The 15,296-nt window shown below is 66.1% G+C and carries 14 protein-coding genes and 1 tRNA gene; 11 read left to right on the plus strand and 4 right to left on the minus strand.

Annotated features, from left to right (window positions below; genetic code table 11):
- Positions 1-10: 10 nt before the first annotated feature.
- The gene (locus ACEQZ0_RS12330) at positions 11-1,258 is read right to left on the minus strand and encodes a mechanosensitive ion channel (protein WP_370191107.1); all 1,248 of its coding nucleotides are present in this window, start codon (positions 1,256-1,258) and stop codon (positions 11-13) included.
- 108 nt (positions 1,259-1,366) lie between these two features.
- Here ACEQZ0_RS12330 and ACEQZ0_RS12335 point away from each other — a divergent pair, with 108 nt between their 5' ends.
- The gene (locus ACEQZ0_RS12335) at positions 1,367-2,467 is read left to right on the plus strand and encodes an isoaspartyl peptidase/L-asparaginase family protein (RefSeq protein WP_370191108.1); all 1,101 of its coding nucleotides are present in this window, start codon (positions 1,367-1,369) and stop codon (positions 2,465-2,467) included.
- 41 nt (positions 2,468-2,508) lie between these two features.
- Here the strand turns inward: ACEQZ0_RS12335 and ACEQZ0_RS12340 are convergent, their stop codons facing one another.
- A complete protein-coding gene (locus tag ACEQZ0_RS12340) occupies positions 2,509-3,402 on the minus strand; it encodes a prephenate dehydratase (protein WP_370191109.1) in 894 nt (297 codons plus the stop codon).
- A gap of 136 nt (positions 3,403-3,538) precedes the next feature.
- Here ACEQZ0_RS12340 and ACEQZ0_RS12345 point away from each other — a divergent pair, with 136 nt between their 5' ends.
- Positions 3,539-4,243, plus strand: coding sequence for a cytochrome c family protein (locus tag ACEQZ0_RS12345; RefSeq protein ID WP_370191110.1), 705 nt, complete (start codon positions 3,539-3,541; stop codon positions 4,241-4,243).
- A gap of 72 nt (positions 4,244-4,315) precedes the next feature.
- Here ACEQZ0_RS12345 and ACEQZ0_RS12350 read toward each other — a convergent pair whose 3' ends face one another.
- Entirely contained in the window at positions 4,316-4,975 is a 660-nt protein-coding gene (locus ACEQZ0_RS12350; RefSeq protein WP_370191111.1) for an RlmE family RNA methyltransferase, read from the minus strand.
- Positions 4,976-5,089: 114 nt separating this feature from the next.
- Complete coding sequence (locus ACEQZ0_RS12355) at positions 5,090-6,307, minus strand: Ppx/GppA phosphatase family protein (protein ID WP_370191112.1); 1,218 nt, start codon at positions 6,305-6,307, stop codon at positions 5,090-5,092.
- 191 nt (positions 6,308-6,498) lie between these two features.
- Here ACEQZ0_RS12355 and ACEQZ0_RS12360 point away from each other — a divergent pair.
- The 9 genes from ACEQZ0_RS12360 (at position 6,499) to ACEQZ0_RS12400 (ending at position 15,228) form a co-directional block, all read left to right on the plus strand.
- Positions 6,499-6,572: transfer RNA gene (locus ACEQZ0_RS12360), tRNA-Gln, on the plus strand.
- Between the two features lie 66 nt (positions 6,573-6,638).
- On the plus strand, positions 6,639-7,790 hold the full coding sequence (locus tag ACEQZ0_RS12365; RefSeq protein ID WP_370191113.1) for an acyl-CoA dehydrogenase family protein: 1,152 nt from the start codon (positions 6,639-6,641) through the stop codon (positions 7,788-7,790).
- A gap of 13 nt (positions 7,791-7,803) precedes the next feature.
- A complete protein-coding gene (locus ACEQZ0_RS12370) occupies positions 7,804-8,883 on the plus strand; it encodes a CaiB/BaiF CoA transferase family protein (protein WP_370191114.1) in 1,080 nt (359 codons plus the stop codon).
- Positions 8,884-8,908: 25 nt separating this feature from the next.
- Positions 8,909-10,327: an aldehyde dehydrogenase family protein gene (locus ACEQZ0_RS12375; RefSeq protein ID WP_370191115.1), complete on the plus strand. Its 1,419-nt coding sequence runs from the start codon at positions 8,909-8,911 to the stop codon at positions 10,325-10,327.
- Positions 10,327-10,779 carry a MaoC family dehydratase gene (locus ACEQZ0_RS12380; protein ID WP_370191116.1) on the plus strand — a complete coding sequence of 151 codons (453 nt, stop codon included), beginning with the start codon at positions 10,327-10,329 and terminating at the stop codon, positions 10,777-10,779. Before ACEQZ0_RS12375 ends, ACEQZ0_RS12380 begins: the two co-directional genes overlap by 1 nt.
- Positions 10,780-10,836: 57 nt before the next feature.
- Positions 10,837-11,463, plus strand: coding sequence for an exopolysaccharide biosynthesis protein (locus tag ACEQZ0_RS12385; RefSeq protein WP_370191117.1), 627 nt, complete (start codon positions 10,837-10,839; stop codon positions 11,461-11,463).
- Positions 11,464-11,534: 71 nt separating this feature from the next.
- Positions 11,535-13,478 (plus strand): DUF3604 domain-containing protein, encoded by a 1,944-nt coding sequence (locus tag ACEQZ0_RS12390; RefSeq protein WP_370191118.1) that lies wholly within the window; start codon positions 11,535-11,537, stop codon positions 13,476-13,478.
- Entirely contained in the window at positions 13,475-14,260 is a 786-nt protein-coding gene (locus tag ACEQZ0_RS12395; RefSeq protein WP_370191119.1) for a peptidyl-prolyl cis-trans isomerase, read from the plus strand. Before ACEQZ0_RS12390 ends, ACEQZ0_RS12395 begins: the two co-directional genes overlap by 4 nt.
- The gene (locus tag ACEQZ0_RS12400) at positions 14,257-15,228 is read left to right on the plus strand and encodes a HupE/UreJ family protein (protein ID WP_370191120.1); all 972 of its coding nucleotides are present in this window, start codon (positions 14,257-14,259) and stop codon (positions 15,226-15,228) included. Before ACEQZ0_RS12395 ends, ACEQZ0_RS12400 begins: the two co-directional genes overlap by 4 nt.
- The last annotated feature ends 68 nt before the right edge of the window (positions 15,229-15,296 follow it).

Below are 15,296 nucleotides of genomic sequence, written 5' to 3' on the forward strand. Positions count from 1 at the left end.
GCTTTCCGGGTCAGCTGCCCGGCGGCAGTGGTGCATCCGATTTCGGCGCTGCCTTGGGATTGGCCCGGGGCGTCGGCGGGCTTGCAGTCCCGCCGCCCAGGTCGTTGTCCATTTCCTCCAGCTTGCGCGCCGCCCAGTCGCGACCGCCAAGACCGAAGGCGAGCGCGCCGGCCACAGCGATGCCGGCGATCAGGATCGTCAACGCATTGGCCGGGATCATCCCGCCGATACCGGTGAACTGCAGCCCCATGAATACGAACAGGATGATCGTCGCCCAGCGGACGATGGTTGCCGCCGTGGTCCCTCCGGCATCGCCGGCGATGAGCCGCGCAAGCAGGTTGGCGATGAGGAAGCCGAAGGCGATGACCACCGCGCCGAAGATCACCCGGCCGCCCAGCTCGAGCAGCTGGTCGAGGATAGCGGTCAGCTCGGGAAAGCCGAGCAGCCGTGTCGCGGCGATGGCGAAGAACAGGATGATCGCCACCTGCGTCACCCGGGCGATGATCCCCGATGCGGTCGTCCCCTCGGTTACCAGCCCGCTTTCCTCGAGCGCCCGATCGACGCCGAGCCCGGGCAGGATTTCCTTGACGATCTGCACCACGAACTTGCTGATGAGATAGCCGATGCCGAGCAGCACCGCCGCGGCGATGATGTTCGGGATAGCGGCGAAGATCATTTCGAGCATGCGCGAGGCGGGGCCGCTGATCGAATCGATGCCCAGCTGTTCGAGCGCTGCGATCGCCACGGGTATCGCGATCAGGACATAGACGATCGTGCCGATGGTCCGGCTGATCGCGGTGTTGCCGGTGACATTGTCGACCCCGCCGCGATTGGCCCATTTGTCGAAATCGACCGTTTGCAGCGTGGTCACCACGAGGTCGCGCGCAATCCGTGCGACCATCATGCCGATGAAGAAGATGAGGCCGGCCCACAGCAGGTTGGGCAGGAAGGCGACGACGTTTTCGAGCAGGCTGTCGATCGGGCCCGCGACCCCGCCCAGTTCGAGAATGTTGAGCACGATCAGCAGGCCGAACAGCCAGATCAGCAAGGACACGATCTTGCCCAGCGATTCGCCCAGCGACTGGCCGCTGCCGGTCCCGCGCTTGAAGAAATCGACGGTGTCGACGAGTTTGGCGAAGGCCCATTTGGCGGCCTTCGCCGCGAGCCAGGTGACGACCAGCGCGACGATGGCAAAAAGGATCTTTTCCCCCAGGTCCATCGCCAGCTGTTCGTCGAAACGATAGCGGTCGAACATCATGAAACCTCTCCCCATTGGTTCCGTAGCGTCAGGGCTATCATGCGTGTCGGAAATCTACAAAGCGCATTCGCGCGTGAAGTGGATAAGTCTGTGTGCTATCGCCTTCGAATGAGAGGATTTTCAGTGCCCTTCGTCCGCGCGCTCGCTGCGCTTTGCGTCGCATTCGCCTTGCCCGCCACGGCACAGGAGGCCGATCCGCGCTGGTCGATCGCCATCCATGGCGGGGCCGGCACGATCGCGCGCGAGAACATGACCGCCGAGCAGGATGCGGCCTATCGCGCGGCGCTGCAGCAGGCGCTCGATGCGGGCAAGGCGGTGCTGGCGGGCGGGGGAGATGCGCTCGATGCGGTCGAAGCGGTGATCACAAGGCTCGAGGACGACGAAAAGTTCAATGCCGGGCGCGGCGCGGTGTTCACCTGGGACGGGACGCACGAACTCGACGCCTCGATCATGGACGGTCGCACGCGCGACGCCGGCGCAGTTGCGGGCGTCACCGGCATCCGCCACCCGATCCTCCTGGCGCGCAAGGTGATGACCGACAGCCCGCACGTCATGCTGGCAGGCAAGGGGGCCGAAGCCTTTGCCGCCGAGCAGGGGCTCGAGCTCATGCCGCCAGAATGGTTCGATACCGACGCACGGCGCGAGGCGCTCGAGCGGATGAAAGCAGAGAGGCTCTCCGCGCTCGATGTCGACATCAAGTTCGGAACGGTCGGCGCGGTTGCGCTCGACAGCCACGGCAATCTGGCCGCGGGCACCTCTACCGGGGGAATGACCGGCAAGCGCTGGGGCCGGATCGGCGACAGCCCGCTGATCGGCGCGGGCACCTACGCCGACAACCGCAGCTGCGCTATCTCGGCGACGGGCTGGGGCGAGTATTTCATCCGCGTCGGCGTTGCCCACGAAATATGCGCGCGCTTGCGCTATGATTTCCGCATCGCGGCTCTCGAAGAACAGCTAGGCGTTCCGCGCGATGCCGACGGCTTGCCGGAATACATCATCCACGCATCGGAATTGGCTCTTGATGCCGAGATCGCGCAGCGGGCGGCCGACGACGTCATGGATGAGGTCAAGGCGCTCGGCGGCGATGGCGGGATTATCCTCGTCACGCCCGAAGGCCACGCGCTCTTCAGCTTCAACACCAGCGGCATGTATCGCGGGCGCGCGACCAGCGACGGCGTCGACGAAGTCGCGATCTACGCTGACGAGTAAGGCCCGGCCTTTCGCAGCGAAGCGGGAAGGCCGCTCGGGGATCAGCCGCGCTTGCGCGCCTGCGCATAGCTGCCGAGAAGGCGAACGCCATTGGTCTGGAAGGCGAGTTCCTCGAGCGCGGTATCGACCCGCGGCTCGCCCGGGGCGCCCTCGATATCGGCGAAGAACTGCGTCGCGGCGAAGCTCGCGCCCTTCTGGTAGCTTTCGAGCTTGGTCATGTTGACGCCGTTGGTCGCGAAGCAGCCGAGCGCCTTGTAGAGCGCGGCGGGGATGTTCTTCACCTCGAAGACGAAGGTGGTCATCGCCTGCGCGCCGTCGAGCGCGGCGGGATCGAGCGCTTCCTTGGCCAGCACCACGAAGCGCGTGGTGTTGTCATGCGCATCCTCGACCTCGCGCTCGACGATCTCGAGGCCGTAGAGATCGGCGGCGAGCGCGGGGGCGATGGCGGCGACGTCCATCTTGCCCATCTCCGCGACATAGGCCGCTGCGCCCGCCGTATCGGCATGGCTCAACCCGACGATCCCGCGTTCGGAGAGGAACTTGTGCGACTGGCCGAGCGCCTGGGGGTGGCTGTAGGCCGCCTCGAACGGGCCCTGCCCCAGCGCCATCAGGCAATGCGTGATGCGCATGAAATGTTCGGCCACGATGAACAGCCCGCTTTCGGGCAGCAGGAAATGTATATCCGCAACTCGCCCGTGCTGCGAATTCTCGATCGGGATCATCGCGCAGCCTGCGGCGCCGCTTTCGACCGCCGCGAGGGCATCTTCGAAGCTGAAACAGGGTAGCGGCAGCGCGTCGGGCGCGAACTGCATTGCGGCCTGGTGCGAGTTCGAGCCCGGCGCTCCGCCGAAGGCGATCGCGCGCAGCGGGTCCTCGGCGGCGGCTTCGCGCATCGAATCGACGAGAGCAAGGGCGGGCTTGGCAAATTGGCGCATGATGTCCTGCGCGTTACGGGGGGCGTCCCCCGCCATCAAGCGCTATTGCCGCCTGCACTCTTGCGAAAGCCCGCCGTGCGCACTAGAGCGGCGCCCAACCATCCGACCAACCGATTTCTGCCGGGTATTTTACGCAATGGACGATCGTTTCAACACCGCTGCTGGCTGGGTCCTTTTCGCCGGGATCGTGGCGCTGGGCGGCTCCATCGTTTCGGGCATGTATTTCGCTGCCGACAAGCATCCGCATGTCGAAGAGCCGGGCTTCTTCATCGAAGGCGCGGCCGAAGAGGGTGGCGAAGACGCCGGCCCCGATCTCGGCACTCTGCTCGCTGCGGCCGATCCTGCGGCCGGCGAGAAGGTCTTTGCCAAGTGCACCGCATGTCACACGGTCAACCAAGGCGGGGCCGACGGCATCGGCCCCAATCTCTATGGTGTGCTCGGCAAGCCGATCGGCAAGCATGCCGCGGGCTTCGCCTACAGTTCTGCGCTGTCGGGCCACGGCGGCACCTGGACCTATGAGGACATGGATGCCTGGCTCGCCAATCCGCGCGGTTTCGCCAATGGCACGAAGATGAGCTTCGCAGGTCTGTCGAAGCCGGAAGACCGCGCCAATGTGATCGCCTATCTCAAGGCGAATGGCGGCGGGCCCGACTATCCGGCACCCGCAGCTCCCGAAGCCGAGACCGCCGAGAGCGCGGATGCGCCTGGCGCCGGCCCGGGTCCGGTCGAGGGTGCCGAAGCGAGTGCGGCCGAAGCCGCGGGCGCGATGGGCGCCGACCAGCCGGTGGCCGAAAGTGGCGCGGCGGCCAGCAATGACGGCGGTGCCAAGACCGGCGCCTGACGCCCGCCTTGGTTCGCAAGGTTCGAGGGGCTCCGCTGCGGCGGGGCCCTTTTCGTATCAGCCCCAGGGGGATTACCCCTTGAACCCCTGCGCTATTACGTACCATTCGCTCGATCCCTTGCGGCTAGCGGGCGGCTTGGCATGTTTGACCGTCTTGAAGTGCTTCTTGAGCAGGGCGAGGAGATCGCTGTCGGTTCCGCCGGCAAGTACCTTGGCGAGGAAGGTGCCGCCGGGCGCAAGGTTCTCGATGGCGAACCAGGCGCCCGCCTCGACCAGCCCCATGGTGCGCAAATGGTCGGTCTGCTTGTGGCCGACCGTGTTGGCGGCCATGTCGCTCATCACCAGTTCGGCCTTGCCGCCGAGCGCTTCCTCGAGCACGCGCGGCGCATCGTCGTCCATGAAATCCATCTGGAAGATGGTCACACCGTCGATCGGCTCGACCTCGAGCAGGTCGATGCCCACGACATGCGCCTTGGGTTTCAGTTTGCGGACCACCTGGCTCCATCCGCCCGGCGCGATGCCGAGATCGACCACGCGGGTGACGCCCTTCAACAGGTCGAATTTCTCGTCGAGTTCGATCAGCTTGTAGGCCGCGCGGCTGCGATAGCCCTCGGCCTTGGCCTGCTTGACATAGGGATCGTTGAGCTGGCGCTGCAGCCAGCGGGTCGAACTCGCGGTACGCTTCTTCGCAGTGCGCACCCGCGTATCGCGGTCCTTGCCCGAGCGTGACATCAGTTTTTCCTCATTGCGTGCGTGAAGCGCAGCCGCGCTTTCCTTGCGGCTGCTCCGGCCCACGCCGGTGCCGAAAGGGCAGGGCAGAGGTCCCGGCCGCACGTCACAGAAGACCTAAACATCCTGTTCTCGCATGCGCTGCAGCGCGGCCCGACTGCGCTCGCCTTCGGCATCGGCGGCAATCAGGCTACGCAGAATGCCTTCGCGAATGCCGCGATCGGCCACGCCGAGTTGCTGCGCCGGCCAGATGTCGAGGATCGATTCGAGGATCGCGCATCCGGCAATGACGAGGTTCGCACGATCGTCGCCGATGCAGGGCAGGCGCTTGCGATCGGGCGCGCTCATCCGCGAAAGTCGGCGCGAGATGTCGCGCATCGATTGCGAGGGCACGATCAGCCCGTCGACCGCGCGGCGGTCGTATTGCGGCAGTTCGAGATGGAGGCTGGCGAGCGTCGTCACGGTGCCGCTGGTTCCCAGCAGGCGGATCGGCTCGGGCGATTGCGTGTGCTCGCGGATGCGTTCTGCGAATTCGGCGAAACTGCGCCCGACGGTCCGGCGCATCGCGACATAGCGGTCGAGCCGCGTCGCTTCGCTTTCGTCGGATCCCTGGACGGTATCGGTCAGCGATACCACGCCCCAGGGAACGCTGAGCCAGTCGAGGATGCGGGGCACTTTCTCGCCCGGCTGTACCAGCACCAGCTCGGTCGACCCGCCGCCGATGTCGAATATGATCGCGGGGCCTGCTCCTTCCTCCAGCAGAACATGGCAGCCGAGCACGGCGAGCCGCGCCTCTTCCTGCGCCGAGATGATGTCGAGCATGATGCCGGTTTCGCGCCGGACCCGCTCGATGAAGGCGGCGCCGTTCGAGGCGCGGCGACAGGCCTCGGTCGCCACCGAACGTGCAAGGCGCACATTCCTGCGGCGCAGCTTCTCGGCACAGACATGCAGCGCGGCGAGCGTGCGCTCCATCGCTTCGTCGGACAGCCTGCCGCTCACGGCCAAGCCCTCGCCCAGCCGCACCACCCGGCTGAAAGCATCGATCACGGTGAAGTTCTCGCCCGAAGGCCGCGCGATCAGCAAACGACAGTTGTTTGTCCCGAGATCGAGTGCGGCATAGGCCTGCCGTCGCATCGGGGAGCCAGAGCGCGGGAGCGAAGTTGAACCGGAGGGAGGGGCGACGGCGCCATCGCGAGGCGGCGCCTTGCGCCGGTCGCTGCGCTTGCCATCGGGCCGGGAGGGGCGCTTGTAGCGGAAATCGGCTACCTTGCCGGACTTGCCGCCCCGTTGTGTCCCGTGCCCCCTTTTCGTGTCCGGCGGAGGATGGTCCGCCATGTGCGAGAGCTTTCTTTATTCCTCCCGCGCAAACCCTTGTGCGCGGGGACTTGTCGGCGACGCTAGCCGCGAAGCGGGGGCGGGGCAAGGGGTGGGCGCAGACGCGGGGTTGACCTTGTGCGGCGACGAAACTAGATGCGCGGCCTCCAATCCGGAGCGGCCATGCGATTCTCGCCCGCCCGGACGGCTGATGCCCCGTCGTCTAATGGTAAGACTACGGACTCTGACTCCGTCAATTGAGGTTCGAATCCTCACGGGGCATCCAGTTTCCTTACCCCCGTTGCCAAAGCCTCCTCCCCGCGCCAAACAGGTTGCAATGGGAGACGGAATTTTGAGCGAGACTTTTCCGGAAATCCGCGAGGCTGTGCGGCGGCTGTGCGCGAAGTTCCCCGGCGAATACTGGCGAGCGCTCGATCGCGAGCGGGCCTATCCGACCGAATTCGTGCGCGCACTGACCGAGGCGGGCTTCCTCTCGGTGCTGATCCCGGAAGAGTATGACGGGTCGGGCCTCGGGCTCGAGGCGGCCTGCGCGGTGCTGGAGGAAATCCATCGTTCGGGTTCCAACGGCGGCGCCTGCCACGCACAGATGTACACGATGGGCACACTGCTCAAGCACGGCAGCGAAGAACAGAAGCGCGAGTATTTGCCCAAGATCGCCAGCGGCGGGCTGCGCCTCCAGGCCTTCGGCGTGACCGAGCCGGGGGCGGGGACGGACACCACGCGCATTTCCACCTTCGCCAGGGACGCGGGCGACCACTATGTCGTCAACGGACAGAAGATCTGGATCAGCCGTGCCGAGCATTCGGACCTGATGGTGCTGCTTTGCCGGACGACCCCGCGCGAGGAATGCGCCAAGCCGTCCGAGGGCATGAGCGTGCTCTTGGTCGACATGCGCGAGGCGGTCGGCAACGGGCTCACCGTGCGGCCCGTGCGCACCATGCTCAACCACGCGACGACCGAGCTGTTCTTCGACGATCTCAGGGTGCCCAAGTCCGCGTTGATCGGCGAGGAAGGCAAGGGCTTCCGCTACATCCTGTCGGGCATGAATGCCGAGCGCATCCTGATTGCGTCCGAATGTATCGGCGACGGGCGCTTCTTCATCGACAAGGCCAGCGCCTATGCAAAGGAGCGCAATGTCTTCGGACGCGCGATCGGAGAAAACCAGGGCGTCCAGTTCCCCATCGCGCGCGCCTATGTCCAACTGACTGCCGCCGCCGAGATGGTGACCAAGGCGGCGCGCATGTTCGATGCGGGCGAGGGTGCGGGGACCGAGGCCAACATGGCCAAGATGCTGGCGAGCGAGGCCAGCTGGTTCGCCGCCGACATGTGCATCCAGACGCACGGCGGCTTCGGTTTTGCCGAGGAGTACGACGTCGAGCGCAAATTCCGCGAGACGCGGCTCTACCAGGTCGCGCCGATCAGCACGAATTTGATCCTCAGCCATGTGGCGACGCATGTGCTGGATCTGCCAAAGAGTTTCTGAGGAGAGAGAAGCAATGTCGAGCAACGGTCCGCTGACCGGCCTCAAGGTCGTCGAATTCCAGGGCATCGGCCCGGGTCCCCACGTGGCGATGATGCTCGCCGACATGGGCGCCGAAGTCGTGCGGATCGAGCGGGCCGGACACCAGCCGATGAACCCGGTGGTCGAGCGCGCGAGGCACCGTGTGGCGGTCGATCTCAAGAGCGAAGAGGGGCAGGCCTTCGTCAAGAAGGCGCTCGCCCATGCCGACGTGCTGGTCGAAGGATTCCGCCCCGGCGTGATGGAGCGCCTCGGACTTGGCCCCGACGAAATGCTCGCTGCCAACCCGCGCCTCGTCTATGCGCGCATGACCGGCTGGGGGCAGGACGGTCCGTTGGCGCAGGCGGCAGGGCACGACCTCAATTATATCGCGATCACGGGAGCGCTCGACGCCATCGGCAAGCGCGGCGAGCTGCCGGTACCGCCGCAGAACCTCGTCGGCGATTTCGGCGGTGGGTCGATGTATTGCGCGATGGGCATCCTTGCCGCGCTGTTCGAACGGCAGTCGAGCGGCAAGGGGCAGGTGGTCGATGCGGCGATCGTCGACGGCGTGACCAGCCTGATGAGCTTCTTCTACGGCCAGCCGCACAGCGCGCTGCGCACGGTCGAGCGCGGCGCGGGCCTGCTCGGCGGCGCGGCGCATTTCTACCGCTGCTACACCTGCAAGGACGGCAAGGAGGTCAGCGTCGGCGCAATCGAACCGCAGTTCTATGCCGAACTGCTGCAGCGCGCCGATGCACCCGAGCACCTGCGCGAGCGCCAGATGGATCCCGCCACGTGGGATGACTATGCCGAGGACCTCGCAGCACTCTTCGCCACGAAGACGCAGGACGAGTGGTGCGAGCTTCTCGAAGGTACCGATGCCTGCTTCGCGCCGGTCGTCCCACTCGACCATGCGAAGGACCATCCGCACATGAAGGCGCGCGGCGCATTCGTCGAACATGGCGGCCGCTGGCACACCGCTCCTGCCCCGCGTTTCGACCGCACGCCGAATACCATCCGCGACAGTGCGGAAGACGGCGATCAGGTAGTGGCGCGCTGGCAGCAAGAGAGCTAGGGCTGCGCGCAAAGGAGAGACTGAGATGCGCGATTGCACCAAATTCTACATCGACGGCCAGTGGGTCGACCCGGTCGAGCCGAACACCCAGCCGGTCGAGAACCCCGCCACGGAAGAAACCATCGGGCACATCAGCTTCGGCACCAAACCCGACGTCGACAAGGCCGTTGCTGCTGCGCGCCGCGCCTTCGAATCCTTCAGCCAGACGAGCAAGGAAGAACGGCTGACGCTGCTGCGCGCGATCCAGGCCGAAATCGAGAACCGCAAGGAAGATCTCGCAACCGCGGTCAGCGACGAAATGGGCGCGCCAATGAGTCTCGCCACCGGTCCGCACGTGGGCCTGCTCGCGGGCCACTGCCAGAAGGCGATCGAAGTGCTCGAGGCCTTCGAGTTCGAGCGCTTGGACGGCCCCACGCTGCACGTGTGGGAGCCGATCGGCGTGGTCGGCATGATCACCCCGTGGAACTGGCCGCTGAACCAGATCGCCTGCAAGGTTTTCCCCGCGCTGGCGACGGGCTGCACCATGGTGCTCAAGCCTAGTGAAATCGCGCCCTTCGACGCCTATGTTTTCGCCGAAATCATGGATGCGGCGGGCGTGCCGGCGGGCGTCTTCAACCTCGTCAATGGCGACGGGCCGGGCGTGGGCGAGGCGATCAGTGGCCATCCCGACATCGACATGGTCAGCTTCACCGGCTCGACCCGCGCGGGCATCCTCATCGCCAAGAACGCTGCCGATACGGTCAAGCGCGTGGCGCAGGAACTGGGCGGCAAGAGCCCGAACATCGTGCTCGACGACAGCGTTTTCGCACAGTCGGTTGCCAAGGGCACCGTCGCGATGATGGGCAATTCTGGCCAGACCTGCACCGCGCCCAGCCGCATGCTCGTGCCGCACAAGCGGATGGAAGAAGCCAAGGCCGCGGCGAAGGAAGCTGCCGAGGGCGTCATCCCCGGCGATCCCAAGGGCAATGCCACGATCGGCCCGGTGGTCAGCCGCGCGCAGTGGGACAAGATCCAGGGCCTGATCGAAAAGGGTATCGAGGAAGGCGCGACGCTCGTCGCGGGCGGCCCCGGCAAGCCCGAGGGGCTGGAGACCGGCCACTACGTCAAGCCGACCGTCTTCGCCGATGTGACTAATGACATGACCATTGCGCGCGAGGAGATCTTCGGTCCCGTGCTCTGCATCCTCGGTTACGAAGATTACGACGACGCCATCCGCATCGCCAACGACACCGAATACGGCCTTGCCAGCGCGATCACCGGCGAGGATATCGAACTCGCCCGCAGTCTCGCCAAGCGTATCCGCGCCGGTCGCGTCGCGATCAACGGCGGCTATGACCTCAACGCAGCCTTCGGCGGCTACAAGAAGTCGGGCAACGGCCGCGAGTGGGGCGAGTGGGGCTTCCACGACTTCCTCGAGGTGAAGGCGGTGATGGGTCACGGCTGATGGCGGGCAAGTTTTTCGACGAGTGGCAAGTCGGCGACAAGCTGGCACACGACATCCGCCGTACGGTGACCGAGACCGACAATCTTCTCTTCACCACCATGACGCACAACCCTCAGCCGCTCCACCTCGACGTGGAAGCGGCGAAGGAGAGCGAGTTCGGGCAGATCCTGGTCAACGGGACCTTCACTTTTTCGCTGATGGTAGGGCTGAGCGTCGGCGACACCACACTCGGCACGCTGGTTGCCAATCTGGGCTACGACAAGCTGGTCATGCCCAAGCCGGTATTCCTCGGCGATACGCTCAACGCGACGAGCGAGGTGATCGCCCTGCGCGAGAGCAAGTCGCGGCCCGATGCGGGAATCGTCACGTTCCTCCACGAAGCGGTCAACCAGCGCGGCGAGGTGGTATGTCGCTGCGAGCGCTCGGCGCTGCTCAGGAAGCGGCCGGATTGACCCGGCTGTAACCTTTTGCCGTCTGGAACGTTTCGGGGGCAAGGGGAGGCATGTTTGGTGCACAAGGAACCGACCAGCGTGAGCGAGGTGCTGGGTGAGCTCGACGAGCTCGCCTCGCATGGCGACACCGTCTGTGTCGGCGACGTGCTCGACGATTTCGGGGGGCGCAGCTTTGGCCCCTTCATCATGATCCCGGCATTGCTCGAGATCACTCCGGTCGGTGGCATTCCGGGCGTTCCGACTGCGCTCGCACTGTTCATCGCGCTCATCGCCGGCCAGATGCTGTTCGCGCGCGAGCACGTGTGGATGCCGCAATTCGTGCAGGACCGTGCCGTCGGATCGAGGAAGTTGCACAAGTCCATCCGCAAGTTGCGCGGACTTGGGGACTTCCTCGATCGGCACAGCGAGGGGCGGCTCGAAGGCTTGACTCGGGGCCCGGCGATCAAGGTCATCGCATTGACGATTCTCGCCCTGTGCGGCGCTGTGCCTCCGCTCGAATTCCTGCCTTTTGCCAGCTCGATCCCGATGCTGGCGATCGCCATCCTCGGCCTTGCGCTGACCGTCCGGGACGGGGCGCTGGTGCTGGGCTCGCTGATCTTCACCGCGATCGCCACGGCGATCGGCGTCGCGATGTACGTCAATTCCTCGGGCGGCGGCGATGGGGGCGGCCTGCCCTTCTTCTAGCGGCGGCCTTGACCGGATGGCGCGGAGTGGCGCACATTCGGTTGCAAATGGCAATCGGGAGGGGAGTGCCGGTGAAGAGGATCACAAGGAGCTGGGTCGCGCTGGCGGTTGTGGCACTGGCCGGCTGCGGCCTGGCGGGAGAGGGCGAGCCGACCGAGGCCCAGCGCGGCGATGGCAGCGACACCATCGAGCTGGCCGAATTTCCCGACCGGCCCTATTGGGGCGACACCCACCTCCACACGGACATTTCGGTCGACGCCTTCGGCTTCGGCGTCCGGCTGGGGGCGGAAGATGCCCTGAAGTTCGCACGAGGCGACAAGATCACCTCGACCACGGGAATCGAGGCGCAGCTCGACCGCCCGCTCGATTTCCTCGTCATCTCCGATCACTCCGACGCCATGGGCGCGACCCGGCGGCTCTACGATGCGCCGCGCATGCTGGTGCGCGACCCGACGCTCCGGCGCTGGTACGACATGATGCACGAGAGCCCCGAGCAATCGACCCGCGCGGTGGGTGAACTCATCACTGCCGCCGCGAGCGACGAGATCCCCGCGGCGTTGCGCGATCCGAAGCGGCAGGCGAAGGCGACGCGCGAGCTGTGGGACAACCATCTCGCCACGCTCGACCGCTACAACCGTCCGGGCGAATTCACCGCATTCGCCGGCTTCGAATGGACGCTGATGCCCGACGGCAACAATCTCCACCGCGTCGTGATGTTCAGGGACGGGAGCGTGAAGACCGGGCAAATCGTGCCCTTTCCCGGCCTCGATACCACACCCGAGCAGCTATGGGATTACATGGAAGCCTATGAGGCGAACACCGGGGGGCGCGTGCTGGCCATCCCGCACAATTCGAACCTTTCGAACGGGTTGATGTTCGACCTCATCGGCCCCGACGGCGGGCCGATGAGCGCCGATTATGCCCGGCGCCGCGCGCGCTGGGAGCCGGTGGTCGAGGCGACCCAGATCAAGGGCGACAGCGAGACGCATCCCTTCCTTTCGCCCAATGACGAATTCGCCGCTTTCGGGGTCGCCGGATGGGAACTCGGCAATCTCCCGCTGACGCAGAAGACGACGCCCGATATGTATGCCGGAAGCTATGTCCGCAGCGCGCTGATGCGCGGGCTGACGCTCGAACAGCGCATGGGAGTGAACCCCTATGCCTTCGGCCTGATCGGTTCGACCGACAGCCACACCGCGCTGGCCACCGGCGACGAGGACAATTTCTTCGGCAAGCATACCGGCGTCGAACCGCGCAAGGGGCGGGCAATGGAAAGCCAGAACCTCGGCACGCGGCAGGGGCGCTTCGGGTGGCACTATCTCGCAGGCGGCTATGCCGCAGCCTGGGCGCGCGGAAACACGCGGGCCGAGATATTCGACGCCTTCATGCGGCGCGAAGTCTATGCCACAACCGGCCCGCGGATGGTGTTGCGTCTCTTCGCGGGGCACGATTTCACCGATACCGACTGGGACGGCGACTGGGTGCGCGCGGGCTATGCGCGCGGCGTGCCGATGGGGGGTGACCTCAAAGATACGGGCAAGCCTCCGGTGTTCCTGATCTCCGCGCTCAAGGATCCCGAAGGCGCCAATCTCGACCGCGTCCAGGTGATCAAGGGTTGGGTCGATGCGAGCGGCAAGGCGCACGAGCGCATCTACGACGTTGCCTGGTCCGACATGGACGGCAAACGTCGCCGTGTCGGCGGGAAGGTGCCCCCGGTAGGCGACACGGTGGTTCGCCGCGAAGCGACTTACACAAATTCGGTCGGCGCTGCCGAACTGCGCGCGACGTGGCGCGATCCCGACTATCGTCCCGGCCAGCGCGCCTTCTATTACGTCCGCGTGATCGAGATTCCCACGCCGAGCTGGGTGTTGTTTGATTCGAAGCGTTTTGGCGTCGACCTTCCCCCCGAGGTTGTCGAAGCCAACGTGATCCAGGAACGCGCCTATTCCTCGCCTGTCTGGTTGCGTCCGCGCCGCGGCCCGGACGATGCGCCGCGCATCATGGACAAGGAATGATCCGCAAGGCGCTGCGCGATCCGCTCGCGCATTTCCTGCTGGCCGGGGCCGCGATCTGGGGCGCGCTGGCGCTGATCGGCGATCCGGTCGATCCGGCGAGCCGGACGATCCATCTCACGCGCGAGCGGCAGGCGGGCATCGCGCTGGGCTTCGAGCGGATGATGGGCCGCCCGCCGACCGATGCCGAGCTGGACGCCGCGATCGCGCGCTGGGTGCGCGAGGAAGTGCTCTATCGCGAAGCGCTGCGGCTGGGTCTCGACGAGGGCGACGCCGTGGTCCGGCGGCGACTGGCGACCAAGATGGACGAGCTGGCCGGGGCCGAGGCGGAAATGGCGCAGTCATCGGAAGCGGTGCTCGAACAATGGCGGGCCGATCACGCGGGCAAGTTTGAGCGGGGCGGAGTGGTGAGCTTCGAACAGGCCTATTTCACCACGCAGGCCGCCGCGCGCGCAGCCTTGAAACGGCCAGACCCGCAAGGCCAGCCGATCAGCCTGCCGCGCAGCGTGAATTGCAAGTCACCGGGCGAGGTCGCCGCAGTGTTCGGTCGCGAGTTTTCCGATGCACTCTCCGACGCGGAGGCGGGATCCGAATGGCAGGGGCCGTTCCTATCGGGCTACGGCTGGCACCTCGTCCGCTTTACCCGGCGCGAGGAAGGCCGTGTTCCGCCCCTTTCCGAAATCCGCGAGCGCGTCGAGGCCGACTGGCGCAGCGCGACCATCGCGGCACGGCGCGCGCGTGCCTACGACCTGCTGCGCGAGGCCTATAGGGTCGAGATCGAATGATCCGCTGGCTGGCCGCGCTGTTGATGCTGGGTCTGGCCGCGCCCGCATGGGCCGACGAAATGCGCCCGGTCGCGATCCAGTTCGAGCAGATGTCTCCCGACACATGGCAGCTTGGCTGGCGCCAACCGATCGCCAGCGCGGCCGATGATCGCCATCTCAGCCCGCTGCTACCCGCCAGCTGCCGCATCACCGGCGCGATAGCCCGCCGCGTCGCCCCGCTTGCGGTGACCGGCAATGCCAGGGTGGTCTGCGAAGGCCCGGTTGCCGGGCAGAGCCTCGGCTGGCCCGCACTCGTCGGCCAGAGCGAGGCGATCCTGCGGGTCGCTCCGCTCGACCGGCCCGTGCAGGTCTATCGCCTGACGCACGAGGAACCGCGCGCCACGATTGCCGCAAAACCATCCGCGACGCAGGTCTGGCGCAGTTACTTCGCCCTTGGCGTCGAGCATATTCTCGCCGGCTGGGACCATTTGCTGTTCGTCATCGCGCTGGTGCTGCTGGTCGGACGGGGCTGGCCGGTGGTGAAGGCAGCGACCGCCTTCACGCTCGCCCATTCGCTGACGCTGGCGGCGGTGACGCTCGGCTTCGCGGGGCTCCGGCAGGATGTGGTCGAAGCGCTGATCGCGCTGTCGATCGTCTTCCTCGCAGTCGAGATCGCGCGCGGTACGCGCGAAACCTTGACCCGGCGGCTGCCCTGGCTGGTCGCCTTTGCCTTCGGGCTGCTCCACGGTTTCGGCTTTGCCGGGGCCCTGCGCGAGATCGGCTTGCCCGAGGGCGAGGTGCCGGCGGCGTTGGTAAGCTTCAATCTCGGGGTCGAGGCCGGGCAGCTGCTGGTGATCTGTGCAGTCTTGGCGTTGCTCGGATTGCTGCGGCGGCTACGCCCGAAAGACGAGCCACTTGTCCTGCGGCTCGCCTCCTATCCGGTCGGGATCGTCGGCGCCTACTGGCTGATCGACCGGCTGTTTGCCTGAGAGCGGAAATTCCGGTCAGCGGGTCAACTTGCCATTCACCCGCGGCATCCTACATAATCGGGCATGAA

The organism is Qipengyuania sp. (genome assembly GCF_964227205.1).
Lineage (GTDB): Bacteria > Pseudomonadota > Alphaproteobacteria > Sphingomonadales > Sphingomonadaceae > Qipengyuania.